We start from the raw sequence: 26,239 nt of genomic DNA, 5'->3' as shown, positions 1-26,239 counted from the left end.
ATTTATCCGTTTCTGCTGCTCAAAGAACGCACTTCGGCGGCCGTGGCGCAAGTGAGTGCCTCGGCAGCCAATTCTTTGCATTCCCGTGTGTTCAGACGGCGTATTTGGGCTTTAACCAGGGGAATGCTGCCGGCGGAAACGCTTAATTCGTCCACACCCAAGCCCAGCAGAATCGGCACCGCTTTGCTGTCTGCCGCCAATTCGCCGCACACGCCCACCCATTTGCCGTGGCGGTGCGCCGCCGCAACGGTTTGACTGATCAGCTGCAAAATGCTCGGGTGCAGGCCGTCGGCTTCGGCGGAAAGAATCGGATGGCCGCGGTCGATGGCCAGAACGTATTGGGTAAGATCGTTGGTGCCGATGCTGAAGAAATCGACTTCTTTGGCCAAATGCCCGGCAATCAGCGCAACAGAGGGAACTTCCACCATAATGCCCACCTGCAAATCCGGGCAGGGCGTTTCGGCCAGCGCATCATCGAGTATCGCTTTGGCTGCGTGCCACTCTTCCAGGCGGCCGACCATGGGGAACATAATGCGCAGCGGGCGGCCGTCGGCAGCTTTCAGCAGCGCCGAGAGTTGCTGGCGCAGCAATTGCGGGCGGCGCAGCGTCATCCGCAGGCCGCGCTCGCCGAGAAACGGGTTGTCCTCTTTCGGCAGCGGCAGATAAGGCAGCGGTTTGTCGCCGCCGACATCCAAGGTGCGCACCACCACCGGGCGGCTGCCCATCGCATCGAATACCACGCGGTAGTCTTTTTCCTGCTGCGCCTCATCGGGCGCGCTGGCGTGCGACATAAACACCAGCTCGGTACGCAGCAGGCCGACCGCTTCGGCACCGCGCTGCACCGCGCCGGCCGCATCGGCTACCTTGCCGAGATTGGCGGCCACTTCCACCCTGTGGCCGTCGGTTGTTACCGCCGCTTCCATACAGTGCGCCTCGGCCAGTTTGCGTTGTTCCTGCATCAAGGCGCGCTGCTGCATGGCTTCGTCGATACGGCTTTGCGCCGGATTCAGATAAAACGCCCCGTCTTCGCCGTTAATCAGCAGCGTGCTGCCTTCGGGCAACGACAATACCGCTTCGCCGGCACCCACCACCGCAGCAATGCCCAACGCACGCGCCACAATCGCGCTGTGCGAGCTGGCGCCGCCGGCGGCGGTGAGAATACCCGCCACTTTTTGCTGATCCAAACGCGCCACCACGCTGGGCACCACGTCTTCCATCACCAAAATATAAGGCTCTTGCGGCTCTTCCGCCGCTTTTACGCCGCACAACAGCGCCATCACTTTATTGCCCACATCGCGCAAATCGGCCGCACGCCCGGCCAGCAGCGGGTTGTTCAACGCTTCCTGCTCTTTGGCCAGCGCTTCGATATGGCTGTGCCAAGCGGCGGCGGCACTCAGTTGCCGGCGGATGCCGGCATCAACCTGTTGCAGCAAATCGGGATCATCCAACAAAGCGGCATGGGCGGTGAAAATCTGGCGGATATCTTTCGACTTGGCCTGAGCCACCATTTGCGCCAACTCCGCTTTCACATCGGCTACCGCCTGTTGCAGTTTGCCGCGTTCGGCTTCGCTGTCTTCAGCGGTATGCGGATAGTGGAAATCCACCTCTTTCATCAGATAAGCTTTGCCGGCGGCCAACCCGGGCGATGCGGCCACGCCTTGGTTACGCACATCGTCTTGCAAGGCGGCCACTTCTACGGCGAAGGCATCGTTGCCGCCTGCTTCCGGTGCGGCATGGGCGGCTTCTCCAACGGCTTCCACTTCTTCGCCCAAGCCGCTGCGCACCGCTTGGATGATTTGCGGCAAACCGGCTTCAGCCTCGCTGCCCGGCTCGGCGATAAAGGTTAGGGTTTGGCCGCGCTCGGCACCCAGCGACAATAATTTGGTCAGGCTTTTAGCCGAAACATAGCTGCCGCCGTCCAGCGATACTTTCACTTCGCCGTCAAACTCTTTACACACATTGGCAAGCGCCGTGGCCGGGCGGGCGTGCAGGCCGTGGGCGTTGGCCAATACCACGCCGGCCGACTGCCAATCGGGCACGGTTTCCGCGCCCACCGCCAGCGCCAATTCGCGGCGTGATTCGCTGTTTTGCAGCGCTTCGGGCTGAAACAGCATATCCATCAAACGCGAGAGGCGTTGCAAATCAAGCTTATCGTTGGAGGCAACACATACCAGCGCCGACAAACTGCCGTCGCGAAACGGTATCGGCTCTTTCAGCTTAACAATCGCCACCGCCGGCTGTAACACCGCATCTTCCGCAGTCAAACACCATAAGCCGTCTTGCAGCTGCACCGCATCTTGCGGTTTCAGGGCGCTGAGAAAGCCCGGCGCCACCACTTTTTGTTTCTTCAACAAAACAGCAGCCTGATACAGCACATCATCGATGTCGGCGGCATCGGCACCGGCGCTCATCAGGTTTTCGTGCAGCAGCAGGCTGTCGGGTTCGGCATTGAGCAGGCTCAGAATCTGTTCGGGCGTTTCTGCGGTGCGCAAAGCCTGTTCGATATTTTCAGACAGGGCGCGGGTAAGCAGTTGCAGAATTTGCAGGTGTTCGTCGGACTTGGCCGCAATCACCACCGCCAGATAGGCTTGATTTTCGCCGTCCCACAACACGCCGTCGGGGAAATGCACCAGCCGCACGCCGGTGTTGAGAATGGAAGTGCGCGACTCGGGCGTGCCGTGCGGAATGGCGATGCCCTGCCCCAAATAAGTGCTGGTTTGCGCTTCACGCGCTTTGAGGCCGTTGAGATATGCGGGGATGGCCAGGCCGTCGGCCACCAGAATATCAGCCAGTATCTGCAAAGCTTCTTCTTTATTTGCCGCTTGCTGCCGCATACGGATATGCTCGGTTGAGAGGGTCAGCATAGCGCTCCTTTCTGAGTATGGGCGAACTATTCCGATCTGCGGAATACCCGCTGTTGTTATCAGGAAATGTTGTTTTGAAGTTGGGCTGCAAACCGTTGCCGGCATGCAGCGGTTTCCGGAAGGAACCGTTGGCTTGTACACTATTTTTCGGTTTTGCGGGGTGAATTTACAATCCGAAACCTTTGTAAAATTCACTCAGGACGCTACCTTTGCAAAATTCAAATCACCACCTGAAAAATCTGAATCCCGTCATTCCGGCCTGCGCGGGAATGACGGGATTCAAGCATTTCAGACGGCCTGAGACCTTTGCAAAAAAACCAATTCAACCCTGAAAAGGTTTGTGCCTCGTCATTCCCGCGTAGGCGGGAATCCAGCCTTTAAACCATTAAGCATTTTATTTCAATAGCTTACGAAAAACGACTGGATTCCCGCCTACGCGGGAATGACGATGGTTGAATATTTCAGACGGCCTAAATGAATTTTGCAAAGGTCTCGGCCTTAAAATATTTTTGCAAAGGTTTCAGGCCGTCTGAAAAGTTTCTTTTATATTTCTCTTTGTAAAAAACCGCCCTACCCTTTGCGCTGCATCACCGCAGCGAAAAAACCGTCGGTTTGGTGCGCGGCGGTATCCAAACGCAGATACACGCCCGTATCCAAATCCACTTTTGCCGCAGCCAGCAAAGCGGCGCAATCCACCGGCTCGAATTCGGGGTGTTCGGCCAGAAAACGCTCCACCTGCCGCTCGTTTTCTTCGGGCAGAATACTGCAAGTGGCATACACCAAGCGGCCCTGCTCTTTTACCAGCGCGGCGGCGGCATCGAGAATGCTGTGCTGCTGCGCCAGCAGCTTGGCCACGGTTTCGGGCGACTGGCGGTATTTCAAATCGGGATTGCGGCGCAGCGTGCCCAAGCCGGAACACGGCGCATCCACCAACACGCGGTCGGCCTTGCCGTTCAGACGGCCTATGCGCGGGTCGGTTTCGCTGCCGATGCGCTCGGGGTGGATATTGGTCAAACCCGCGCGCACCATGCGCGGCTTAAGGTTGGCCAGGCGTTTTTCGGCAATATCAAACGCATAAATGCGGCCTTTGTTGGCCATCATCGCGCCGACGGCCAGCGTTTTGCCGCCCGCGCCGGCGCAGAAATCCACCACGATTTCACCGCGCTTGGCGCCGACCAGCAATGCCAGCAACTGGCTGCCTTCGTCCTGCACCTCCAGCGTGCCGTCGAGAAACAGCGGGTGCTTGTTGAGCGCGGTTTTGTCGTGCAGACGGATGCCCCACGGCGAATAAGGCGCGGCTTCGGCATTCAGGCCTTCTTGCTGAAGCGCGGCCAGCACTTTGTCGCGCCGGCCTTTGAGCGTGTTAACACGCAAATCGAGCGGCGCGGGGCGGTTGACGCTGCGCCCGAACACAAGCAGCGCTTCGTCGCCGTAATGCGGGCGCATTTGGCCAATCAGCCATTCGGGCAGTTCGGCGGCGGTGTTGAGGCCGTCTGAAAACTCGTTTTTACGGCTTTTCAGACGGCCTAAAAATTCGCTTTCCTCTTCATTGAGAAAATCCGCCAATTGGCTGATGTTCATGCCCCTGCCGAGCACCAGCGCCGCCAGCGCGGCCTTGCGCGGCTGTGTGTGCGGGCGGCTTAGGGCGGCCGAGATTTTCTGATAATGGCGCAAGGCGGCAAACGCGGTTTCGGCGATTTCGTGGCGGTCTTGGCGGCCGAGCTTTTTGTGGTCGCGGAAATAGGCTGAAAGCACGGCATCGGCCGGCTGTTTGAACGTGAGCATACCGGCCAATACGGCGGCGGTGTGTTCGAGTTGGGCTGGAGTCATGGCGGTTTTAATGTGGGGATAACATCAGCGGCGGATTATACGTGAATATCCGCCCCTGCCGGCGCAGGGAAACAGAAATGCTTTATGGTTTCAGACGGCCTTTAAGTTTGTATCCCCATAATTATCCGACCACCGCTTCAATAAAATAGGGGCTTAAAGGTATGCTTCGGTATCCTGTTAAATTGTACCAAGCGATGTTGGCATAGCTCCAAAAGGATTCGATACCGTTGATTATGTTGCATACCTCGAACAAACTCATTGTCGCCGTGATGCACTCTGAAATGTTTCGCAAAACCCATGCCGACCAGTCTCGGAAGCAGTCAAATCGAAGGCGAAAAGCCGCAGGATCTGACGGAATTTGGGCCCGGTAATTTTACTGCACTTTTGATACTTGTTTTTTTAATTTCATTTCAGAAGCTCATCACTATATTTGGTAAGGCTCTAGCCTAGCAGAATAACTCTGTTAGACTAGAAAAATGAAATATAACACCAAGTTAAGTGACTATCAGCTCAAAAAATTATCAAGCATTTTTGTGTCGATATAGAAGCTTCAAAAACCGCTTTGCTGACAGGCTTCAACCGCAATACCATTAACCACTGGTATAGCATTTTCAGGCACGAAATATACCGCTTACCGCTACCAAAGCGAGCAAAAAGACCTGTTATACGGCAGCATAGAGATTGATGAAAGCTATTTTGGTGCCAAACGGCAGCGCGGTTTCCATGGCAAGTTAAAGCGTGGCAGAAGAACGCTTTAACAACCCGTCTTTGGTATTTTTGAAAGAGACGGCAGGGTTTATACCGAAATCGTTCCTGATTGTAAAAAGCAAACACTTCAAGCTGTTATATTGGGAAAGGTCTCTCTGGAGAGTGTTATTTATTCTGATAGCTGGCGCGGTTATGGCGGCTTGGTCGATGTCGGCTACTCTAAACATTTATGTGTTAATCACGGACAAAATGAGTTTGCAGATGGTACCAGGCACATCAATGGTATTGAAAGCTTCTGGAGTTTTACCAAACGAAGGCTCGCCAAATTCAACGGCCTAACCAAAAACTTTGATTTGCACCTGAAGGAATGTGAATGGCGATGGAACCGAAACTCTGATGAACTGAGTCACGAACTTTGGAGGCTTTTAAAGTAAATTTATATAAAGCTGCTAGGGTCTGTCGACATTCAAGTTTACCTTAATTTCAATACGGCAGCAACAAGGTAAATATTGGCAGCAAAAGATTGGTCGGTTTTTTCTGCGCGCATCGCAATCTTTTTGAATTCTTTGAGTTTGCAAAAAAGTTCTCAATCAAATGTCGCCAGCAATACATCATCTTGTCGTGTTCCCGCTGCAATTTGCGGTTGTTACGCGGCGGAATAACCACCTTACTCCCCCTTTCGGTCAACTCTTCGACCAGCCAGTCGGCATCAAAGGCTTTATCCGCCAATAAAGCATCAAATTCCTTTTCTTTAATCAGCGGTTCTACGCCGCAAATGTCATTGCGCTGACCAGGCATCAGTTTGAAGTCAATCAGGTTCCCCAAAGCATCCACCATAGCCAAAATCTTGGTCGTCATCCCGCCTTTGGATTGGCCGATGGCCTGATTTAGAGTCCCCCTTTTGCACCCTGACCGTGGCGGTGAACTTTGACAATTGTGCCGTCAATCATGACATACTCCATATCGAGATCACGGTTCAGTTCTTCAAAAATATCATGAAAACGGTCGGCCAAGACCCATCTGCGGTAGCGTTTGTGGATACTTTTCCAATTACCGAACTCTTCGGGCAGATCGCGCCAAGGACTGCCGGTACGGATAATCCATAGTATGGCTTCTATAAATAATCGGTTATCGACAGCGGTTCGGCCGGCATCGCCAACTTTTCCTTGGCATAAAGGCTCAATTTTTGCCCACTGTGCATCGGTCAGAATATATCTGGTCATGAGGATAGGATACACTGAAAACTTGAATGTCGACAGACCCTAGTCTAGAGCCTTGGTAATTAAACCCCATATTTAAATGATTGAAGCGCCACATTCTGCCAATCTTGATTGTGCCGGATTTCAAAAATGGTTGGACGGCATAATCAACAGAATATTGGCTAATGATGATGACTAGGCAGCTTGAAAATCAGATAATGGGTTCTCAGGCTGCCGCAGCCATTTTTGTTTCCTTAATTATCTGAAGGATAGATCAATCATGTTCCGCACACTGATGCTGACTACGCTGCTGACCGTTGCGGGTATGGCTGTTGCCGCACCCAATGCAACCTCCTCAAATCTCGAACAACGTGCCGCCCAACGCGCGCCATTGGGCTATGGGCAAACGCTTGATTCTGCCGTGCAACGCGAATATGTCCGTGCAGGCGGTGCATCGGGTTATCTTTATCGCCCTGCTGCTGCCAATCCCAAAAGCCGTACCGCCATTTTGATTATGCACTACGCAATGGATTATTCCGAATTGCCGATTTGCAGTGTCATGGCAAAACACGGCTATTCCGTACTATGCGTTGCCAACGGCAGCGGTACTTTGGACGACAAATTGGTGGACGTGTATGCTGTCATGCGTTATCTGCGCCAACGTGACGATATTGATAAAATTATTTTGTGGGGACACAGCGGCGGCGCAACCTTATTGAGCGCCTATCAAATGATTGCCGAAAATGGCGTACAGGTTTGCCAAGGTGCCGACAAAATCCACCGCTGCCCCGATTATCTGAACGGTATGCCCAAAGCCGACGGCGTGATTTGGGCGGATTCCAATTGGGGCAATGCCACCATGACCGTATTGAGTTTAGACCCTGCCGTGAAACAGCAAAATAATGGTTTAAACATTCAGCCTAAGCTGAATTTATACAGCGCCGCCAACGGTTTTAACTCGCAAGGTAATTCTAATTATTCGCCTGATTTTATCCGCCGTTTCCAACACGCCGTTGCACAACGCAATCAAACCTTATTAAACGAAGCACAAAATCGCTTAAAACGCATTGAAGCCGGCAAAGGTGCATTCAGCGATGATGAACCTTTCGTTGTGGCGGGAGCAGGCAGTGTCGGCCCAAATAACAAAATGATTGTTCAAGACAACCGCCTGTTATCCCGCACTCGGCAAGCATGGCCTTTGGTTCATCCCGACGGCAGCGAAACCGTGCAAATCATTCACTCCGTCCGACAGCCCAAAGCGATGAGCGGCTTAACCGCCCGTTTGGAAATGGGCGCATCGGACACCACCGTGCGCGGCTGGCTAACCGACAACGCCATCCGCCTGCAACCCGATTTCCGCTATGACGGCTGCGGTGTGTACGGCGTGGAGTGGACATCGACTTACGCCAGTACGGCCGGCAATGTTACCCAAATCCGCGTGCCGTCGTTGATATTGGGCATGACGGGCAATTATGAATTTTTGGCTGCCGAATTGCTGTATAACCAAAGCCCTGCCGGCGACAAGCAATTGGCGTTTATTGAAGGCGCAAGCCATATGTACGACACTTGCACCGCTTGCGAATCCTATGCAGGACAATACGGCAATACGCTCAACACTTTGGCAGCGTATGCGGATAAGTGGTTGCAGCAAAGAAAATTCTAAATGCCCCAAAAACACCGATGGCCCGACAAAAGGTTCAGGCTATTTTGAATTTGTGCACGGTGCGCCCGTATTCGTCACGTTGCAGCCGTGCATCGGTGTAGGTGTAGATTCCGCCGTTGATACGGAGGGTGTGTTTGAAAGCGTTCATTGCAAGTTTACTTGGTGCGTTGTGAATCAATGGCCGCCGGTATAAGTGGTTTTCAGACGGCCCGAATAAATGAATCTTCTCTGTTTATCCGAATAAGCATACAGATGGGCAGAATTTTCTGCTTATCGGTGCGCCGGCAAGTTAGAATGCTCGTTTTTCCAAGCGGTACATGCCATGACTGATTTGCGCGTATTGAAAACCCAAAAAGCCGTTCAGACGGCCTTTGTCGATTTGCTGTATGAAAAGGAATTCAAGGATATTTCGGTGCAGGAAATCTGCGACAAGGCCTTGGTGAACCGCAATACGTTCTATAGTGAATTAAAATAAGAATTCCAAACTTTACTCCCCCCTTACCAGCAGAAAAAAATGGCCTACCCGATAGAACTCCGACAAAAAGCAATCGAATATTACCGGCAATGCCAAAATGCAAGCCAAGTCTGCCGTGTATACGGTATCAGCGACAAAACGCTGAGCAGTTGGCTGCGACTCTATGAACAAACAGGTTCACTGGCGCATCAAGTCAAAGGTGGTAATGCCACAAAAATAGACAGGCAACAGCTTTCAGACTATCTCGAACAGCATCCTGATGCCTACCTGCACGAAATCGCAGAACATTTAGGGTGCAGCGCCCCAAATGTCAGCTACCTGCTCAAAGTCATGGGCATCACACGAAAAAAAAGACCACCACATACAAAGAACAAAAGCCCGAACAAGTAGCCGCTTATCAACAAGCATTGAGCCAATATACTGACTATCAAGCAGTTTTTCTTGATGAAACAGGGTTCGACACCTTTTTTACCGCCCTTACGCTTACTCGAAAAAAGGCGTACCCGTCAAAGCACAAATCAGCGGCAGAAAATACCAACGTATTTCATTGGTTGCGGCACAAATCCAAGGTAAAGGCAGCCTGATTGCACCCATGACCTATTGTGGCACCATGGACGGCAGCCTGTTCGAAGCATGGTTTGAGCAAATGCTGCTGCCCGAACTGACGGAGAGATCCGTCATCATTATGGACAATGCCCGTTTCCACCGTATGGCGGTTTTGACTGAAATGGCGCAGAAGCAGGGACATAAAGTATTGCCCCTTGCTCCTTATTCACCCGAGCTTAATCCGATTGAAAAGGTATGGGCGAATATTAAAAAGCATTTGCGGAAAGTTTTACCTGCCGTGGGAGATTTTATGACTGCACTGCTACGCAGTTCTTATTTTAATTGACTATACAAATACTATTCCGGCAAAAGCGGTCTGGCGGGCAAGATGATTGCCGAATTCAGACAGGACTATGCCGCACTGCTGAACAAACGCTTGGCAGCGCGCGATGTGCGTGCGGTGATGCGCGAAATCATGCCCAAGTTGTATGAGAAGCGCCGTATCCTGCTGGCGCTTTGGCAAATCGAAACCCGCCGCCACCGCCTGTTTCAGGAAATGCAGGGCCTGCTGCGGCAGGAGTTTCTGGCACAGGCAGCCGCCAAGTTTCCCGGTCGCGACAAAAACTGGGAGTTTCAGGCCACGCTGTTCGCTACCTGCGTGCTGACCACGCTGCGCTTTTATTTCGAGCAAAACATCCTGCCGCCTGTGGAACAAGTGATGAGCGACTGGCGGGAAATGTTCGACATCATGCACGGCAATCTTTAAGCCGCCGGCAATCCGGTACGGTATGGGTTATGGCTTTCGATATTCAGGCCGTCTGAAAGGATTGTTCTTTCAGACGGCCTGAATCCACCATAAACCGCTTATCACACGCCGCTCCGTTTGCCATATAACTTGCCGAATTTTTCCATCGGCGCGGGTGAAAACGGATAAGGCGAATCTTTGCGTTCCCACAGTTTGGGAATCAGAATGCGGATCACGCCCACATACCACACCGCCATCAGCACCACGGCGATAACATAATCCCACCAGGCCGCCAGACCGTGCCGCTCGATGTAAGCGATGTAGGCCACCATCAGCGGCAGATGGCCGAACACCACCACAAACAGCCCCGAGTTGTACCAAGTGTTCAGCATCTTGTTGTTCACGATGCCGTGCACGATCAGTTGCACCACGCCACCGAACAGCATCGGCACCAGGCCCAGCCAAATCACATCGGGGAAAAACACCGGCGTGAGATACATCACCAGCGCCGTGCCCCAGTTTACCCACAATGCCGACATATTGTTCAGTGGATAGCGGTTGGCAATATCGGGCGTGCTGTCTTTGGGCGCGAACAAGGTGTTGGAAAAAGTGGGAAAGCCGCCGGGAAACTCGAATTCCTCGAAAAAGTGGAAGAAAATCACCGCCAGATTAAGCAGCGCCAATGCTTGTAGATAATGCCAGTGCGGCCAGGTCGCCAGCGTGAACACCAATACCGCCGCGCCGATTACCGCGCTAAGTTTGACCCAATGCGCCAGAATAAATTTCATCATCAGCCTTTCCTGATTTGGCACAAGGCCGTTATTTTTTTGAATTTTTCAACCTGTTCATCCGGCATTGCATAAGGCGAATCGGGGTTTTTCAACCATTGCACCGGCAGAATAATGGTAAACAGCATCAAGCCGGCGAAACCGGCGGCACCGCCCAGCCAAGTTGCCCATGCAACCAAACCGTTGGCCGAAACAAAATAAAAGTATAGTGGATTAAAATAAGAATGCCGAAGTAGGGTAAAACGATTCTTTAGCATATCGCCCAATTGCAAGTTTGAATGCAGTTATTTCATTTCGGAGTTTTTATTTGAATTCACTATAATACGCGGCAATCGGCACAAACAAAAACACCACCGAAGCCAAACCGGGGTTATACCAAGTGTTCAGCGCCTTATTCATCTGCCAGCCGTGGCCATAGAGCTGGAACAGATTGAAAAACATGGTGGCCAGCCCCAGCCACACCCACTCGGGAAACACAACGGCAAGCGCATAGAAAATATAGGCCACATTGTTGACCAACATGGAAGAATGCATATTGCCCGGATAACGCAGATAGTTTTCGCGTTCGCCAAACGTGCCGATGTTCACAATCACCGGCCCGCCACCGGGCAACACATACTCTTCAAACTGGTGGATCAGCAAGGCCATCAGGCTGGCCTGAACTGCACCCCAAAAGTTGGACACCCCCTTCAACTTTAAAAGGTGCAGTTTTCTTATGTCCAAATATAACCTACACTTCAAATACCGAGCCGTACTCCATTACCACCAAGTGCACAGCCAACAGCGCACCGCAGAGCACTTCAACGTCTCACGCACCCACCTGCGCCGTTGGATAGCCGCCTATCGGCAAGGCGGTATTGCCGCACTTCAACACCCGCAGGCTACGTTTATGAAGACTATGAAGACCAAACGCAAAAACCCGTTTATCGCCGACAAACCCGACCACAAAAAAACCCAGGCGGAACTGATTGAAGAGTTACGTTACATGAGGGCGGAGAACGACTACCTAAAGCACATGAAAGCCCTCAACGAAAAGAACGCCGCCAAAGCTGCGAAACCGTTCAAACGTTGAGGGCGAAGCACCCGCTGAAATATCTGCTGCATAGTGCCGGCATTCCCAAAAGCAGCTTTCATTACCATATCGGCAAAGCCGATCCCGATGCGGCGGCCAAAACCGCAGTGGGTGAAGTCTATCGCCGACACAAAGGCCGTTACGGTCATCGGCGGATTGCCGCCGTATTGTCGTGGAACAAAAAGAAAGTGCGGCGCATTATGGGTTTGTTGGGACTAAAAGCCAAAGTCCGCAGTAAAAAAACCTACCGTCCGCAAGCAGTAGGAGAGGCTTCGGACAATATTCTCAATCGAGAGTTTACCGCTGGCAAACCGGCAGACAAATGGCCGACCGATGTGACGGAGTTTAAATGCACAGACGGGAAGCTGTACTTATCGCCGATATTGGATGAGGCCTTTGTAAAACCGCCGGATGTGGATGCAGTTCAAGGCGTAGCAGCGCAGCGAGTGCAGACATATCACACGATAGGCAAGCGAGCGAGCAGCGCACAACACAGAAATGCGCCGCAGATGGCGGTTTTGCAAAGGTCTCCGATGTGTTTAATCGGGAAATTGTGGCCTATTCTTTAGGCCGCAGAGCAAACAGTAAAATGGTGGCGCAAATGTTGGACCAAGCATTCGGCCGTCTGAAAGGCCAAACGCCGCTGCTGCATTCCGACCAGGGTGTGCTTTACCGCACCGAGGCTTATCGAACGAAATTGGCTGAGAAAGGGATTGTGCAAAGTATGTCGCGCAAAGGTAATTGCTGGGACAATGCGCCGATGGAGAGTTTTTTCGGTACACTGAAAACGGAGAGTTTCTATCAGGAAGGTGCGCTGTCGGTGGCGGAGCTGACAGAGGTAATAGATGATTACATACATTACTACAATCATGAACGGATTAGTTTAAACTTGAAAAAGCTGAGTCCTGTCGGCTACAGAACCCAGCTTGAAAAGGCTGTTTGATAAAGATTCTTAACTTGTCCAAGTATTGGGGGACAGTTCACTTTTTCAGACGGCCTGAATTTATCTATGGCAAAACCACTTATTTAATAACCGTTCCGTTATACTCGGGCTTGCACCGAGTATAACGTGTATGCTTTTTATTAAGTTAATTCACCATATCCTATTATTTCTTCTGATATTTTTAAAAATCACCTTGTTACCGCCGGCCGAATTTTTCCAGCAGAAAATCCGCCATGCTGCGCACGGTGGGGACAGAGCCGCGGTTTTTGTAATACACGAGATACAGCGGCACGGTATCGACCGCCCATTCGGGCATGAGGCGCACCCAGCCTTCGCGCAGCATGTTGTCGAAACAGGGCAGCAGCGCGATGCCGGCGCCGTCGGAAACCATTTGGCCGAGCAGGTTGGCATCGTTGCTGTTGAGTTTGTTGCCGCCCTGTATGTGCACGCTGTGCTGTTTGCAGGTAAAGCGCCATTCGGGGCCGTCGTATTTGTTTAAAAGCGCGTGGCCGTGCAATTCGTGCGGGCTTTTGGGGCGGCCGGCGCGTTGCAGGTAGCTTTCGGCGGCAAACAGCCCCAGTTCGATGTCGGTGAGTTTGCGGGCGACGACGTTGTCGCCTTCGGGCAGGCCGAGGCGCAGGGCGATATCGATGCCGTCTTGAATCATATTCACTTTTTTATTGTTGATTTCGATTTCCAGCAGCACGTCGGGATAGCGGCGCATGTATTCGGCCAGATGCAGCATCAGAAAGCCGCGCCCCACTTCGGTGGATACCGACAGCCGCAGCAGGCCGCCCGGCGTGTCGAGCTTGCCCTGCACGCTGTTTACGGCGGTTTGCGCCGCCTGCATCATTTCCTGCGCGCGCTGATAAAACTGCTCGCCCACTTCATTGAGCAGCACACCGCGCTTGCTTCTGTCCATCAGCGCGGTGCCCAGCTCGGCCTCCAAACGGCTGATGCGGCGGCTCAGGCGCGATTTGGGGATATTCGCCAAATCCGCCGCCTTGCTGAAACTGCCCGCCTGCACCACCGCCACAAACAGGCGGATATCGTTTAAATCCACATTGCCCATTTTTTTCTTGTTCTGTTTTTGCAACTTAAAGTTTGATTTTTGTAGCTTGTTGCAAAATTATGCGTATCTATAATGCGCCCTGTCAATAAGACGCTTTTGAATAAACACTCAATAAGGAAACTGTAATGAGCCAACCTGCAAACTTCAACGGCGCCGCGCCGAAAATCGACCCCGCCAACGCCGCGATGCTGTTAATCGACCACCAAAGCGGCCTTTTCAACACCGTGCGCGATTTAAACGTGCGCGAGCTGCGCGCCAACGCCGTTACGCTGGCGAAAGTAGCGGCTTTGGCCAAAATGCCGGTAATTACCACCGCTTCGGTGCCGCAAGGCCCCAACGGCCCCCTGATTCCCGAAATCCACGAAGCTGCGCCGCACGCGCAATACGTTGCCCGCAAAGGCCAGATTAACTCTTGGGACAACCCCGATTTCGTCGCCGCCGTGAAAGCCACCGGCAAAAAGCAGCTCATTATCGCCGGCACCATCACCAGCGTATGCATGGCCTTCCCCGCCATCTCCGCGATTGCCGAGGGCTATCAGGTGTTCTGCGTGATTGACGCTTCCGGCACCTACAGCAAAATGGCGCAGGAAATCACGCTGGCGCGCATCGTGCAGGCAGGCGCCGTGCCGATGGACACCGCCGCCGTGTGCTCGGAAATCCAGCAAACCTGGAACCGAGACGACGCCGCCGAATGGGCCAAGGCTTACGAGCTGATTTTCCCCGAATACCAATTGCTGATTGAGAGCTATCTGAAAGCCCGCCAAGTGGAGCACGACGGCGAGCAACTCGATTCGGAACGCGCTTGATTATTTTTTGATTAACCCGTTTCAGACGGCCAGCTCTTCCCGATAAGGCCGTCTGAAAAAAACACCACCTCAAACAAGGAAACCCGAAATGGCAAACAAAAAACCCTATATCCGCTTAGACAAAAACGATGCCGCCATGCTGCTGGTCGACCACCAAACCGGCCTGCTCTCGCTGGTGCGCGACATCGAACCCGACAAATTCAAAAACAACGTGCTGGCCACCGCCGATTTGGCCAAATACTTCGGCCTGCCCACCATCCTCACCACCAGTTTTGAAAACGGCCCCAACGGCCCCTTGGTGCCCGAACTGAAAGAAATCTTCCCCGACGCGCCCTACATCGCCCGCCCCGGCAACATCAACGCTTGGGACAACGAAGACTTCGTCAAAGCCGTCAAAGCCACCGGCAAGAAGCAGCTCATCATCGCCGGCGTGGTTACCGAAGTGTGCGTGGCCTTCCCCGCCCTTTCTGCCATTGAAGAAGGTTTCGACGTATTCGTAATTACCGACGCCTCAGGCACCTTCAACCAAATGACCCGCGACGCCGCATGGGACCGCATGAGCCAAGCCGGCGTGCAACTGATGACCTGGTTCGGCGCCGCCTGCGAACTGCACCGCGACTGGCGCAACGACATCGAGGGCTTGGGCGCGCTGTTTAGCAACCATATCCCCGACTACCGTAACCTGATGACCAACCACAACACGCTCACTCAGAGTAAATAAACGCATTGAGGCCGTCTGAAAACTTTTCAGACGGCCTCAATGCCACGATGTATTAAAAACTCCGGTAGTGGTTTACAAATCAAACGACTGCACCACGTTCACATGCAAACGCGCATCGACATTGCCGCGCGTGGCGTTGGAATACGGGCATACGGTGTGCGCTTTTTCAATCAGTTTCTTCGCATCTTCCAAGCTCAAACCTTCCACCGTAATCGTAATATCCAAATCCAAAGCAAACGCGCCGTCGGCTTTTTGACCAATGCCCACGCCCACGGTGGTGCTGGATTTGGTTGGTTTCAAACCCAAGCTCGGGGCAACGTGGTTCATCGCGCTGTCGAAACACGCCGCGTAGCCCATGGCAAACAATTGCTCGGGGTTGGTGCCCTGTTTGCCGCTTTGGTTTTGAAAACCGACCAAATCAAAGCCGATTGAGCCGTCGTCTACTTGCGTATGGCCGTCGCGGCCGCCGGTAGCGGTTGCTGAAGTATGGTAAAAAATTTTCATTTTAAGCTCCTTTTAAATGAGTTAATCCGTCGGTTGGTGCCGTTTCGGGATGTGTTCATTATATTGATTGATGGGAATAAACGGCATATCATTCCTGCAAATCACTTGCCTGTTTCTCCAAAAAACCATGCTTTCAAACAAAAACCTTGAGCGGCTGCTCAAGCTTATCCCGCACAACCAAACCTACCGCTCCCCGATTGACGGTTTGATTATCCACCACAGCGACCGGCCGTTTGCTTATGAAAACGTGATTCAGGAGCCGAGCATTTGCATTGTGGTCAGGGGCGAGCGGGAAATACGGCTGGGGGCGCAACACTTGCTGTTTGACAGCCGCCATTTCATGTTTTGCCCGGTGGATGTTCCGATGTGCGGCAAGATTGCCCGCGCCACGCCGGCCGAGCCGTTTGTGGTGCTGTCGATGAAAATCGATTTGCAGGCGGTCGGCAGAATCCTGCTGGATCAGGCCGTATCGGCTCGGGACGACGAAGCCGATGCAATCGCTTTTGCGCAATGGCATTTAAGCGCCCATCTGGCCGACGCTTTCGAGCGCTTATTGCTCTTGCACGAAAATCCAAACGACATTGCCTTTCTGGCGCCGCTGATCCAGCAGGAAATCTACTACCGCCTGCTCACGGGCGAACAGGGCGGCAAGCTCAAACACATGGCGAGCTTCGGCTCGAACACGCAGAAAATCACTAAAGCCACCGATTACCTGCAAGCGCACTTTTGCGACGCCATACGGGTGGAAACGCTGGCCGGATTGTGCGGCATGTCGTTATCAGGCTTTCACCACCACTTTAAGCAACTCACCACGCTCTCGCCCCTGCAATACCAAAAATCGCTGCGCTTGATAGAAGCCAAGCGGCTGATTTGCCAAGAACATCTATCCGTTTCCGGCGCCGCCTACCAAGTGGGCTACGAAAGCCCCAGCCAGTTCAGCCGCGAATACAAACGCTATTTCGGCACGGCTCCGGCGGCCGATAAAAGCAGTTTGGCCGTCTGAAATGTTTCAGACGGCCAAATTAGGTTTAGAATGGCAACCGTTTAACCGCATCAAAAAAGGAATAAAAATGACCAAAATCGCCCTCGTTATCGGCAGCTTGAGCCGCCAATCCATCAACCGCACCGTGGCCGGACACATCGCCGCGCAAGCGCCCGCAGGCGTGGAAATCGAAGAAGTGCAAATCAGCGACTTGCCGCTCTACACGCAAGACCTCGATGCCGAAAACGTGCCGCCCTACGAACGCGTGCGCGCGCAGCTCAAAGCCGCAGATACCGTGCTGATTGTCAGCCCCGAACACAACCGCGCCATGCCCGCCGCCGTGAAAAACATCATCGACATCGCCTCGCGCCCCTACGGCCAAAACGTGTGGCAGGGCAAAAAAGTCGCCGCCGTTACCGCCTCGCCCGGCAGCTACGGCGGCATCAACAGCGGCCTGCAAATCCGCCAAAGCCTGCAATCGCTGGGTACAAACGTGTTAATCGCCCCCGAAGTGTTCCTGAGCCGCGCCAACGCCGCGCTGGAAAACGGCAAAGTGGCCGACGAGCGCACCGCCGGTTTTTTAAACAAATTCGCCGCCGCCTTTTACGCTTGGGCGGCACAATAACGCGAAAGGCCGTCTGAAAAACATTTTTTGTCAAACAAAGGAGTTCGCCATGTCCGCACATAACCCCGAATTTATCGAACAATGCGCCAGCTTTACCGACCTGTTTCTGCAACTCGGTTTGTCTGCCGAGCCGCAGCAGATTGCCGACTTCATCACCCGGCACCGCCCGCTGCCCGACACGGTTTTGCTGCCCGACGCACCGTTTTGGAGCACCGCACAAGCGCAGTTTTTGCAGGAACAGCGCCAACTCGACGAACCACCTTTCAATATACTGATTGACCAACTCAGCGAAGCACTGCGTGCTTAATCCCTTGGTTGCAGGCATCACAGGCCTAAAAAGGCCGTCTGAACAATGCCTGTCTGAAAACAATGCCTGTCTGAAAACAATGCCTGTCTGAAACTTAGCGTGATTTTTCATGGTCTTTCAGACAGGCATTTGTTTACAACACCCGAAAGGAACCCTGATGACCGCCCAACTCACCTTCTACACCAACCCCATGTCGCGCGGCCGTGTTGCCCGCTGGATGCTGGAAGAAACCGGCCTGCCCTACGACACGGTGCTGCTCGATTACGGCACCACCATGAAAGCGCCCGAATACCGTGCCGTCAACCCGATGGGCAAAGTGCCCGCACTCAAGCACGGTGATACCGTGATTACCGAAACCGCCGCCATCTGCCTGTATCTGGCCGACCTCGTGCCCGAGAAAAAACTCGCCCCGCCCGTGGGCAGCCCCGAGCGCGGCAGCTATTACCGCTGGATCAGCTTTATGGCCCCGCTGGAGCAATTGATGACGGCCAAGGCCGGCGGTTCTGCCCTGCCCAAGCAGGAAATGGCCGGTTTCGGCACCGAGCAAGACCTGCTCGACACGCTGGAAGCCGCGTTGAAAGACCGCGAATATTTGGCCGGCAGCAGCTTCACCGCCGCCGATTTGCTGGTGGCCGCTTATGTCGGTTGGTATTTGCAGTTCAAACTATTGGAGCCGCGCCCGGCCTTTGCGGCTTTTGCCGAACGCCACCAACAGCGCCCTGCCGCCCGACGCGCCGATGAAATCGACGAAGCCTTGCTGGCGCAGCAACCGTCTTGAATAGGTCGGGCATTGATGCCCGACAAAAACCGGCAAACGATAAAACCGTGCCGAACTATAAAATAAAGCAAGCGTAGCTTGGGTTGTTAAACCCAACGCATAGATGGTTTCCAGTAATATTGGGATTCAATCCAACCTACCGTGTTGTGCTTGCAGGATACGCAACTTCTACAGGTTCCTTTTCCCTCGAGATCAACAAGCGTAATATTTACAATTGCTTGAAAACTCCGGAGAACCAACATGAACGAGAGCGCCGTCATTATCGCCACTGTGGTCGCCGCACATTTCTTGGCCTTAATCAGCCCCGGGCCGGATTTTTTACTCGTCATCCGCAGCGCCCTGCGCAACAACCGCCGCCGTGCAGTCGGTGTGGCCCTGGGTATCGCCTTGGCAAACGGCATCTATATTGTTTTGTGCATGGTCAGTGTGGGTGCAGTAATTGCCCATTCCATATGGCTGATGTTTCTCTTGAAAATCATAGGCGGCGCTTTTTTGCTCTATGTGGCATACGGCGCATTGCGCGCCAAACGCAGCGATTACGCCTTTATCACGCAAACACCGCAGAATGCCGGGCAAAAAGCAGCGCCGTCTTTTTGGGCGGAGTTTTTTCTCGGCATCGCCTCGGGCTTGTCCAATCCGAAAAACATTGTCTTCTATTTAAGCTTGTTTTCGGTGGTGCTGACCCCGCAAATCAGCATGGGGCTTACCGTTGCCTTGGGCGTATGGATGGTGTTGTTGGTTTTCGTATGGGATGCGATGATTATATTCGTGCTCTCGCAACACAAAGTGCGCCGCGCCTTCGGCAAAGTCGCTTTTTATGTGGATAAAACCGCAGGCATTCTGCTTGGCTTGATGGGCGGGAAATTGCTGCACAGTGCGGTGAAAGAAACGGTTTGAATGCGCCAACACCGCGCCTTACCCTTAAGCGGCGGCAAACCGATCCGCCTGCCTTTGCAAGCCATACCGGCACCTCAATGACATACGTCATACCCGGGCTTGACCCGAGTATCTTTTTATTGCGAAAGAAACAGCAGATGCCCGGAGCAAGCCAAAGTATGACGCAAGTGTTTTAAAGTATCGAAAAGAATTTTGCAAAGGTTTCAAGCCGTCTGAAAATGGTTTTCAGACGGCTTGAATATATTCTGCAAAAACTCCGAACGGATGCTTTGGCTGCGGCTGCCGCCAAGCTCACCGTTCAACTGCCGCCCTGCGCGGCCTGTGATACCAGTTTGCACGCGTCTTCGTCGCCGCCGCTGCACGACTGCTGGAACAGCGCATGGGCTTTCTCAACGTTTTTCACCACGCCGCGGCCTTCCAAATACATATGCCCCAAATTATATTGGGCCACCGCGCTGCCTCGGTCGGCAGCCTGCGTGTACCATAGGGCGGCTTTCTGCGCATCGGCTTCCACGCCGCGGCCTTCGTCGTAGAGAAAGCCGATTTCCGCCTGCGCTTCCGCCAGCCCTTGCTTGGCGGCCTGTTCATACCAATGGGCGGCCTGTTTCATGTCCTGTTCCACCCCCGTGCCGTGCGCATACATATAGGCAAGGTTTTTCTGGGCGGTGTCGTCGCCGCTTTCGGCCGCCTGTTTAAACCATTCGAACGCCTGTTTGTAATCCTGCGCCACGCCGTAACCGTAAAAATACATACGGCCGAGGTTGTTTTGGGCATGGCCGTTGCCCTGCGAGGCGGCTTTGCGGTACCACGACACCGCCGTTTTGGCGTTTTCTTTCACGCCGCGGCCTTCGTGGTACATGGTGCCCAAATGCGCCTGCGCACCGGCATGGCCTTTTCTGGCGGCCTTGAGATACAGTTTGGCGGCGCGTTCGTGGTTCTGTTCGACACCGCTGCCGGTTTCATAGGCCTGCGCCAGCTCGTATTGCGCCTGTTGGTCGGGCACGCGGGTATCGGCGGAAACCGGCAGGGCGAAAACAGCGAAAACGGCGGCGGCCAAATGGGAATATGCGGCTTTTTTCATGGTTTCAACACGGGTAACATTATCCTGTTGAAATAATAACAAACGCATATTATGTGTGTTTGAAATAAAGATATGCGGATATTTTTTGGCGCTTAAGGGTATATCCGGCGCGGTTTTGCGCTTACAATCGGCTTTTTTGCGCCGCCGTTCAGACGGCCTCCACCATCCAGCAGGAACCTCTATGGCAAAAGCCCCGAAAACCGTTTACCAATGCAGCGAATGCGGCGGCACCGCGCCCAAATGGCAGGGCAAATGCCCGCATTGCGGCGAGTGGAACACGCTGCAAGAGAGCCTCGCCGCGCCCGAGCCGAAAAACGCGCGTTTCCAATCGTGGGCGGCGGATACGGCGCAGGTGCAGGATTTGTCAAAAGTTACCGCCGTCGAAGTGCCGCGCGAGCCGACCGGCATCGGCGAACTCGACCGCGTGCTCGGCGGCGGCCTGGTCGGCGGGGCGGTGATTCTGCTCGGCGGCGACCCCGGCATCGGCAAATCGACGCTGCTGCTGCAAACCGTGGCGGTGATGGCACAAAGCCGCAAAGTGCTGTATGTGTCGGGCGAAGAATCGGCGCAGCAGGTGGCGCTGCGCGCGCAGCGTTTGGGCTTGAAAAGCGAAGGCGTGAACCTGTTGGCCGAAATCCGCATGGAAGCGATTCAGACGGCCTTAAAACAGCACGAGCCTGCCGTTGTTGTTATCGATTCGATTCAAACCATGTATTCCGACCAAATCACTTCCGCGCCCGGCTCGGTGTCGCAGGTGCGCGAATGCGCCGCCCAGCTTACCCGCATGGCCAAGCAGATGGGCATTGCCATGATTTTGGTCGGCCACGTTACCAAAGACGGCGCCATCGCCGGCCCGCGCGTGCTGGAGCACATGGTCGATACCGTGCTGTATTTCGAGGGCGACCAGCATTCCAACTACCGCATGATACGCGCCATCAAAAACCGCTTCGGCGCGGCCAACGAATTGGGCGTGTTCGCCATGACCGAACACGGCTTGAAAGGCGTGTCCAACCCCTCGGCCATCTTTCTGGCCAGCTACCGCGACGATGTGCCCGGCTCGTGTGTGTTGGTTACGCAGGAAGGCAGCCGCCCGCTGTTGGTGGAAATTCAGGCGCTGGTGGACGACGCGCACGGCTTCACGCCCAAGCGGCTCACCGTCGGACTCGAACAAAACCGCCTCGCCATGCTGTTGGCCGTTTTAAACCGCCACGCGGGCATCGCCTGCTTCGACCAAGACGTGTTTTTAAATGCGGTGGGCGGCGTGAAAATCAACGAACCGGCCGCCGACTTGGCGATTATCCTCGCCATGTTATCCAGCTTCCGCAACCGCCCGCTGCCCGAAAAAATGGTGGCCTTCGGCGAAATCGGTTTGAGCGGCGAAGTGCGCCCCGTTGCGCGCGGGCAGGAGCGGCTGAAAGAAGCCGAGAAACTGGGGTTCAAACGCGCGGTGGTGCCGAAAGCGAATATGCCGCGCAATCCGAAAGAGTTTCCCGGATTGCAGATTTTCGGCGTAGCCAGTTTGCAGGAAGCGGTGGATGTGTGCAGAAATGCGGCGGAATAACAATAAGGTAGATTCTTTTTGGTTGGGTGCCGGCGCTTGGGGGACGGCATTCGCATTTATTGTTTATCTTTTTTACCAACCATTCGATTTAAAGGAAGGTGTTTTCCACCTCACCTTGGCAGCAGCAGCTTTGGCCGCCTTGCCCGTGTTTATTGCCAACAAAAAGAAACAGAAACCGCCTGCCAAAACCAAACTGCGGAGCAGGAATCTGCACACGGCAAAGAGCTTGTTTAGGGCATGGTCGGATATGGCCGCCATGTTTTTTGTGGTTGTTTTGGCCGCCGATTGGCTGAGCTTGCGCTTTGCACAAGAACACACCATACAGGCCAGAATCGACGGTATTCATTACCGGCGCAAAAGCTGCGACAAATGGCGGCTCGTTTTAGAAACCGGCATTAGGGTTTCGGTGTGCCGGCAAGGCAGCGGCTCGGTCGGCGACGCCATCACAGTTAAGGTGCGCGAAACCTTTCTGGGTTATGAAGTAAAGAAAGTGCGAACCGAATAATCCAAATTATAAACAAGGCCGTCTGAAAAATTTTCAGACGGCCTGCCGTTATCTGCACCCTGCCCCATCAGCGGTGCGGGCGGCGCTGGCCTTTCATCTGCTGCTGCGCCATTTGGTTCATCTGCTGGCGGGTCGGGCGGTTTTTCATCATGGCGTGCGCTTCTTCCACCGAGCATTTCTGCGACAGGCAGATGATGGTAACCGCATCTTTCTGCGCCTGCCCGCCGGTGTGGTACATACGGCGCAGGTTGGCTTCGTTGACGCGGCCTTTTTCGGGGTCGATGTCGAACTTTTTCAGGCGTTCGAGAAACTGGCGCTGCTGGCGGCGCGTTGTCCAGATCATGCCGCCGATAACGCCCGCCATCACGGCAACGGCCAGCAAAATGGCCACCGGCCACGAATCGGTGAATAAAACGAATATCAGGCTCAGCACAGCCGTGGCCAAAACGGCCAAGCCGCCCAAGCGGAGTTTGGTTTTGTTATCCATGTGGGTGTTCCTTACAGTCTTCACGGTTCGATACAGGCCGTCTGAAAACAGTTGCCGCGCGGCGGAAAGGTTTCAGACGGCCTTCTTGAAAAACAGGCGCATTATAGCCTTATCCCGCCAATCCCGTAACCAGATGTTTGAATTCGGCCCATGCGTTGCCCTCTTCTGCGCCTTTGATGATGCGGTCGATACGGGCGCAGTCTTGCAGGGCGGTAAGCAAGCGGTTGATGCTGATGCGTTTGACCGCTGCCGGCGCGAGCGTTTGCTTGTCGCCCCACAGGCGCAGGCTGTTGCGCACGGCCTGCACGCTCTGCCCTTGCTTCAGGGCGGCGGTTAAGCGGATAAGGGTGCGGATGTCTTCGGCCACCGCCCACAGCAGTAGCACAGGTTCTTCGCCTTCGGCTTCCAAACCCTCGAGCAGGCGCGCCACACGGGGGGCGTCGCCGCCCATCCATGCGCCGGCGAGCTGGAACACGTCGAAACGGGCCACGTTGGCAATGGCGGCTTCGGCATCGGCCATGTTAACCAGATGCCCTGCGGGGTGCAGCAGGGCGAGTTTGTCGATTTCCTGTTTGGCGGCCAGCAGGTTGCCTTCTACGCGCTCGGCAAACAGCGCCAGCGCGTCGGCTTCGATATCGAGGTTGAGACGGTTCAGACGGCCGCGTATCCATTGCGGCAGCGCTGCGCCGGTAACGGCTTTGGCTTCCAGCACCACGCCGTGCGCCGCCAGCGAGGTAAACCATTTGGCCTGCATTTGGGCGCGCTCGAGCTTGGGCAGCATCACCACGGTTACCGTGTCTTCGGGCAGGCGCTCGGCCAGCGTTTGCAGCGCATCGCCGCCGTTTTTGCCGGGCTTGCCGCCGGGAATGTGGATTTCCAAAAGTTTCAAATCGGCAAACAGCCCCATGCTGCCTGCCGATTGCAGAAGTTCGTTCCAATCGAACGCGTTGTCGGCGGTATAGACTTCGCGGTTGAGGTAGCCCTGCTTTTTGGCGGCAGCGCGCAGGCTGTCCAAAGCTTCCACACGCAGCAAATCTTCTTCGCCGTGTATCACATACAGGGGCTTGAGCGGCAGATCGGGCGACAACTCGCCGATGTTCATCACCGGCATTACTGCGCTTTCAGAAAGGTGAGGCGGCGCACGATCTGATCGGCGGCATCGGCGCGCATTTCCGACCAAATGGTGCCTTCTTCTTCGGCCTTGCCCAACACTTCGCTGTCGGCATAATCCATTTTGCGCTCAACCTGCACCGTTATCGGTTCGCCCACGGGTTGGCCGTTTACGCTGGCCTGCGCTTCCACCTGCAACACCAGCAGGTATTCGTTGATGACGGCGGCGCGGGTAACGGTGAACACATCGCGGCGGGTGCCGATACGGTTTACGGTTACCGTGGCCTGCGCTTCGGCTGCGCCCACCGGTTTGCCGCTGGCGCGGCGCAAGGCGTTTTCGAGCGGCTGCTGCATGGATTGGCCGTTGGCAACGTGCCACGACTGATAAGGCAGCGCGCCGGATATACCGCCCGTGCCTTTCAAGTGGAAACCGCAGGCGGCCACCATCAGCACGGCGGCGGCTAACAAAATCTTTTTCATAAAGCTCTTCCGTAGGATACAGAAACAGATCGGAACCGATTATAGCCCAGCGGCGGAAAGTTTGTCAGGCCGAGACCTTTGTCCCCATCTGCGGCGCATTTCTGCGTTGTGCGTTTATGCCCTTGAGGGTACTGCCCGCTCGCTTGCCTATCTGCTTGATATGTCTGCGCCTGCTGCGCTGCTGCGCCTTGAACTATATTCACATCTAGGGGTTTTATAAAGGCCTCTGGCCGTCTGAAAAACGGTTCGCCGCCGCTTGCCCCGCCGGTTCGGCAGCTATCTAATTTGTGATGCAAACACCGTGAAAACAAACACGGTTTTATTTTTAACGCTGAAAAACTGTGCCGCGTTTGTTTTCACGGCTCGTTTTCAGACGGCCTAACCGGTTTTGGGGTACAATTACGGCTTTTGTCCGCCCGCTTTTTGCCATGTCTAAAAAACCCAAACACGAACTCGAAAACAACAAACTCAACAAACGCCTGCGCCATGCCGTGGGCGATGCCGTCAACGATTTCAACATGATTGAAAACGGCGACAAAATCATGGTGTGCCTCTCGGGCGGCAAAGACAGCTATGCGCTTTTGGACATCCTGCGCCAATTGCAGGCCTCCGCACCGGTGGATTTCGAACTGGTGGCCGTCAACCTCGACCAAAAGCAGCCCGGCTTTCCCGAACACGTTTTGCCCGAATATCTCGAAAGCATCGGTGTGCCGTATAAAATCATCGAAGAAGACACTTATTCGGTGGTCAAGCGCGTGATCGAAGAAGGCAAAACCACCTGTTCGCTGTGCAGCCGCCTGCGCCGCGGCGTGCTCTACCGCGTGGCCAAAGAGTTGGGCTGCACCAAAATCGCGCTGGGCCACCACCGCGACGATATTCTCGAAACCCTGTTTCTGAATATGTTTTACGGCGGCAAACTCAAAGCCATGCCGCCGAAACTCGTGAGCGACAACGGTGAACACATCGTTATCCGCCCGCTTGCGTATGTGAAAGAAAAAGATTTGGCACGCTATGCCGAGCTTAAACAGTTTCCGATTATCCCCTGCAATTTGTGCGGCTCGCAGCCCAACCTGCAACGGCAGGTGATTAAAGAAATGCTGCAAGATTGGGACAAACGCTTTCCCGGCCGCATCGAAAGCATGTTTTCCGCCCTGCAAAACGTGGTGCCTTCCCATCTGGCCGATACCGAGCTGTTCGACTTTGCCGGTTTGCAGCGCGGCCAAAAACTGAAACACGGCGGCGATTTGGCTTTCGATAAAGAAAGCGTGCCGCAGCGGTTTTCAGACGGCCTCGAAGCGGAAGAAGGCGAAATCAGGCTGCCCGCCGCCGCGCCGAAAAAAGTGATCAATATTCTGGCGAGCAAACCCAAATAGCGCCGTACCGCGTTTCAGACGGCCAAAACCATTCAGGCCGTCTGAAAAACAAAACACCTTGTTTCTGCGTATTTTTCCCTTTTTATCCCGCGCGCAAACTGTTACATTAACCCACCT

27 protein-coding genes and 7 pseudogenes are annotated in these 26,239 nt (G+C 54.2%); 19 read left to right on the top strand and 15 right to left on the bottom strand.

Features of this window, described 5'->3' with window-relative positions; translation table 11 throughout:
- Positions 1-2: 2 nt before the first annotated feature.
- The 4 genes and pseudogenes from ptsP to H3L92_RS13570 all read right to left on the bottom strand — a co-directional run.
- Positions 3-2,864, bottom strand: coding sequence for a phosphoenolpyruvate--protein phosphotransferase (gene ptsP, locus H3L92_RS03565; protein WP_085366882.1), 2,862 nt, complete (start codon positions 2,862-2,864; stop codon positions 3-5).
- A gap of 570 nt (positions 2,865-3,434) precedes the next feature.
- Positions 3,435-4,694 (bottom strand): RsmB/NOP family class I SAM-dependent RNA methyltransferase, encoded by a 1,260-nt coding sequence (locus H3L92_RS03560; protein WP_085366881.1) that lies wholly within the window; start codon positions 4,692-4,694, stop codon positions 3,435-3,437.
- Positions 4,695-4,849: 155 nt separating this feature from the next.
- Positions 4,850-5,002 (bottom strand): annotated as a pseudogene (locus H3L92_RS03555) (IS1595 family transposase); the annotation flags it as partial.
- Positions 4,995-5,066 (bottom strand): annotated as a pseudogene (locus H3L92_RS13570) (IS1595 family transposase); the annotation flags it as partial. The pseudogenes H3L92_RS03555 and H3L92_RS13570, both read right to left, overlap by 8 nt.
- A gap of 104 nt (positions 5,067-5,170) precedes the next feature.
- Here H3L92_RS13570 and H3L92_RS03550 point away from each other — a divergent pair.
- A pseudogene (locus H3L92_RS03550) lies at positions 5,171-5,836 on the top strand (IS1595 family transposase).
- A 38-nt stretch (positions 5,837-5,874) separates the two neighbouring features.
- Here H3L92_RS03550 and H3L92_RS03545 read toward each other — a convergent pair.
- Positions 5,875-6,625 (bottom strand): annotated as a pseudogene (locus H3L92_RS03545) (IS5 family transposase).
- A 256-nt stretch (positions 6,626-6,881) separates the two neighbouring features.
- Between H3L92_RS03545 and H3L92_RS03540 the strand changes: the two are divergent.
- The 4 genes and pseudogenes from H3L92_RS03540 (at position 6,882) to H3L92_RS03525 (ending at position 10,051) form a co-directional block, all read left to right on the top strand.
- The gene (locus H3L92_RS03540) at positions 6,882-8,264 is read left to right on the top strand and encodes an alpha/beta hydrolase family protein (protein ID WP_085367203.1); all 1,383 of its coding nucleotides are present in this window, start codon (positions 6,882-6,884) and stop codon (positions 8,262-8,264) included.
- A gap of 322 nt (positions 8,265-8,586) precedes the next feature.
- Positions 8,587-8,739, top strand: a complete 153-nt coding sequence (locus tag H3L92_RS03535; RefSeq protein WP_211276436.1) for a TetR/AcrR family transcriptional regulator — start codon at positions 8,587-8,589, stop codon at positions 8,737-8,739.
- A gap of 39 nt (positions 8,740-8,778) precedes the next feature.
- Positions 8,779-9,631 (top strand): annotated as a pseudogene (locus tag H3L92_RS03530) (IS630 family transposase).
- Positions 9,632-9,673: 42 nt separating this feature from the next.
- Entirely contained in the window at positions 9,674-10,051 is a 378-nt protein-coding gene (locus tag H3L92_RS03525; RefSeq protein WP_085367206.1) for a hypothetical protein, read from the top strand.
- 101 nt (positions 10,052-10,152) lie between these two features.
- On the opposite strand, the gene H3L92_RS03520 is transcribed toward H3L92_RS03525, so the two are convergent.
- From H3L92_RS03520 to H3L92_RS03510, 3 genes are read right to left on the bottom strand one after another with little or no spacing between them, the layout of a single operon-like run.
- On the bottom strand, positions 10,153-10,821 hold the full coding sequence (locus H3L92_RS03520) for an HXXEE domain-containing protein (protein WP_085367205.1): 669 nt from the start codon (positions 10,819-10,821) through the stop codon (positions 10,153-10,155).
- Positions 10,821-11,090, bottom strand: coding sequence for a hypothetical protein (locus H3L92_RS03515; RefSeq protein WP_143824385.1), 270 nt, complete (start codon positions 11,088-11,090; stop codon positions 10,821-10,823). The genes H3L92_RS03520 and H3L92_RS03515 overlap by 1 nt, the downstream gene beginning before the upstream one ends.
- A 31-nt stretch (positions 11,091-11,121) precedes the next feature.
- On the bottom strand, positions 11,122-11,502 hold the full coding sequence (locus tag H3L92_RS03510; protein WP_147286735.1) for an HXXEE domain-containing protein: 381 nt from the start codon (positions 11,500-11,502) through the stop codon (positions 11,122-11,124).
- 31 nt (positions 11,503-11,533) lie between these two features.
- Between H3L92_RS03510 and H3L92_RS03505 the strand changes: the two genes are divergently transcribed.
- Together H3L92_RS03505 and H3L92_RS13735 are read left to right on the top strand one after the other, a co-directional pair.
- Positions 11,534-11,890 (top strand): helix-turn-helix domain-containing protein, encoded by a 357-nt coding sequence (locus H3L92_RS03505; protein WP_115336299.1) that lies wholly within the window; start codon positions 11,534-11,536, stop codon positions 11,888-11,890.
- Between the two features lie 107 nt (positions 11,891-11,997).
- Positions 11,998-12,120, top strand: a pseudogene (locus H3L92_RS13735) (IS3 family transposase); the annotation flags it as partial.
- Positions 12,121-12,235: 115 nt separating this feature from the next.
- Here the strand turns inward: H3L92_RS13735 and H3L92_RS13155 are convergent.
- Positions 12,236-12,414: pseudogene (locus H3L92_RS13155) on the bottom strand (lipoprotein signal peptidase).
- Positions 12,415-12,425: 11 nt separating this feature from the next.
- Here H3L92_RS13155 and H3L92_RS03495 point away from each other — a divergent pair.
- Entirely contained in the window at positions 12,426-12,833 is a 408-nt protein-coding gene (locus H3L92_RS03495; protein ID WP_160149160.1) for an IS3 family transposase, read from the top strand.
- Between the two features lie 196 nt (positions 12,834-13,029).
- Here the strand turns inward: H3L92_RS03495 and H3L92_RS03490 are convergent, their stop codons facing one another.
- On the bottom strand, positions 13,030-13,929 hold the full coding sequence (locus H3L92_RS03490; RefSeq protein ID WP_143824328.1) for a LysR family transcriptional regulator: 900 nt from the start codon (positions 13,927-13,929) through the stop codon (positions 13,030-13,032).
- A gap of 101 nt (positions 13,930-14,030) precedes the next feature.
- Here H3L92_RS03490 and H3L92_RS03485 point away from each other — a divergent pair, with 101 nt between their 5' ends.
- Together H3L92_RS03485 and ycaC are read left to right on the top strand one after the other, a co-directional pair.
- Entirely contained in the window at positions 14,031-14,711 is a 681-nt protein-coding gene (locus tag H3L92_RS03485; RefSeq protein ID WP_085365746.1) for a hydrolase, read from the top strand.
- 88 nt (positions 14,712-14,799) lie between these two features.
- Positions 14,800-15,432: an isochorismate family cysteine hydrolase YcaC gene (gene ycaC / locus H3L92_RS03480; protein WP_085365745.1), complete on the top strand. Its 633-nt coding sequence runs from the start codon at positions 14,800-14,802 to the stop codon at positions 15,430-15,432.
- Between the two features lie 72 nt (positions 15,433-15,504).
- Here ycaC and H3L92_RS03475 read toward each other — a convergent pair whose 3' ends face one another.
- Positions 15,505-15,936: an organic hydroperoxide resistance protein gene (locus tag H3L92_RS03475; protein ID WP_085365744.1), complete on the bottom strand. Its 432-nt coding sequence runs from the start codon at positions 15,934-15,936 to the stop codon at positions 15,505-15,507.
- Positions 15,937-16,063: 127 nt separating this feature from the next.
- Here H3L92_RS03475 and H3L92_RS03470 point away from each other — a divergent pair, with 127 nt between their 5' ends.
- The 5 genes from H3L92_RS03470 to H3L92_RS03450 all read left to right on the top strand — a co-directional run bounded on the left by H3L92_RS03470 (position 16,064) and on the right by H3L92_RS03450 (position 19,525).
- Complete coding sequence (locus H3L92_RS03470) at positions 16,064-16,939, top strand: AraC family transcriptional regulator (RefSeq protein WP_085365754.1); 876 nt, start codon at positions 16,064-16,066, stop codon at positions 16,937-16,939.
- A 67-nt stretch (positions 16,940-17,006) separates the two neighbouring features.
- Positions 17,007-17,543 (top strand): NADPH-dependent FMN reductase, encoded by a 537-nt coding sequence (locus H3L92_RS03465; RefSeq protein WP_085365753.1) that lies wholly within the window; start codon positions 17,007-17,009, stop codon positions 17,541-17,543.
- 49 nt (positions 17,544-17,592) lie between these two features.
- Positions 17,593-17,850 carry a DUF2789 family protein gene (locus tag H3L92_RS03460; protein WP_115336297.1) on the top strand — a complete coding sequence of 86 codons (258 nt, stop codon included), beginning with the start codon at positions 17,593-17,595 and terminating at the stop codon, positions 17,848-17,850.
- 157 nt (positions 17,851-18,007) lie between these two features.
- Complete coding sequence (locus tag H3L92_RS03455; RefSeq protein WP_085365743.1) at positions 18,008-18,628, top strand: glutathione S-transferase family protein; 621 nt, start codon at positions 18,008-18,010, stop codon at positions 18,626-18,628.
- Positions 18,629-18,868: 240 nt separating this feature from the next.
- Entirely contained in the window at positions 18,869-19,525 is a 657-nt protein-coding gene (locus H3L92_RS03450; RefSeq protein ID WP_085365742.1) for a LysE family translocator, read from the top strand.
- Between the two features lie 298 nt (positions 19,526-19,823).
- On the opposite strand, the gene H3L92_RS03445 is transcribed toward H3L92_RS03450, so the two are convergent.
- A complete protein-coding gene (locus H3L92_RS03445) occupies positions 19,824-20,606 on the bottom strand; it encodes a tetratricopeptide repeat protein (protein ID WP_158088146.1) in 783 nt (260 codons plus the stop codon).
- A gap of 181 nt (positions 20,607-20,787) precedes the next feature.
- Here H3L92_RS03445 and radA point away from each other — a divergent pair, with 181 nt between their 5' ends.
- Complete coding sequence (radA, locus tag H3L92_RS03440) at positions 20,788-22,167, top strand: DNA repair protein RadA (RefSeq protein ID WP_085365740.1); 1,380 nt, start codon at positions 20,788-20,790, stop codon at positions 22,165-22,167.
- Positions 22,168-22,282: 115 nt separating this feature from the next.
- Positions 22,283-22,672, top strand: a complete 390-nt coding sequence (locus H3L92_RS03435; protein WP_147286734.1) for a hypothetical protein — start codon at positions 22,283-22,285, stop codon at positions 22,670-22,672.
- Positions 22,673-22,739: 67 nt separating this feature from the next.
- Here the strand turns inward: H3L92_RS03435 and H3L92_RS03430 are convergent, their stop codons facing one another.
- The 3 genes from H3L92_RS03430 to H3L92_RS03420 form a co-directional block, all read right to left on the bottom strand.
- Complete coding sequence (locus tag H3L92_RS03430; protein ID WP_085365738.1) at positions 22,740-23,159, bottom strand: hypothetical protein; 420 nt, start codon at positions 23,157-23,159, stop codon at positions 22,740-22,742.
- A gap of 109 nt (positions 23,160-23,268) precedes the next feature.
- A complete protein-coding gene (gene holA, locus H3L92_RS03425) occupies positions 23,269-24,270 on the bottom strand; it encodes a DNA polymerase III subunit delta (protein WP_085365737.1) in 1,002 nt (333 codons plus the stop codon).
- Positions 24,270-24,749 carry an LPS-assembly lipoprotein LptE gene (locus tag H3L92_RS03420; protein ID WP_085365736.1) on the bottom strand — a complete coding sequence of 160 codons (480 nt, stop codon included), beginning with the start codon at positions 24,747-24,749 and terminating at the stop codon, positions 24,270-24,272. Before H3L92_RS03420 ends, holA begins: the two co-directional genes overlap by 1 nt.
- Before the next feature lie 61 nt (positions 24,750-24,810).
- Between H3L92_RS03420 and H3L92_RS13150 the strand changes: the two genes are divergently transcribed.
- Positions 24,811-24,969, top strand: coding sequence for a lipoprotein signal peptidase (locus tag H3L92_RS13150; RefSeq protein ID WP_085365735.1), 159 nt, complete (start codon positions 24,811-24,813; stop codon positions 24,967-24,969).
- 208 nt (positions 24,970-25,177) lie between these two features.
- Entirely contained in the window at positions 25,178-26,122 is a 945-nt protein-coding gene (ttcA, locus tag H3L92_RS03415) for a tRNA 2-thiocytidine(32) synthetase TtcA (RefSeq protein WP_085365734.1), read from the top strand.
- Positions 26,123-26,239 lie beyond the last annotated feature (117 nt).

It is taken from the genome of Neisseria dentiae, assembly GCF_014055005.1.
Lineage (GTDB): Bacteria > Pseudomonadota > Gammaproteobacteria > Burkholderiales > Neisseriaceae > Neisseria > Neisseria dentiae.
This window is presented reverse-complemented; position numbering and strand designations above follow the sequence as displayed.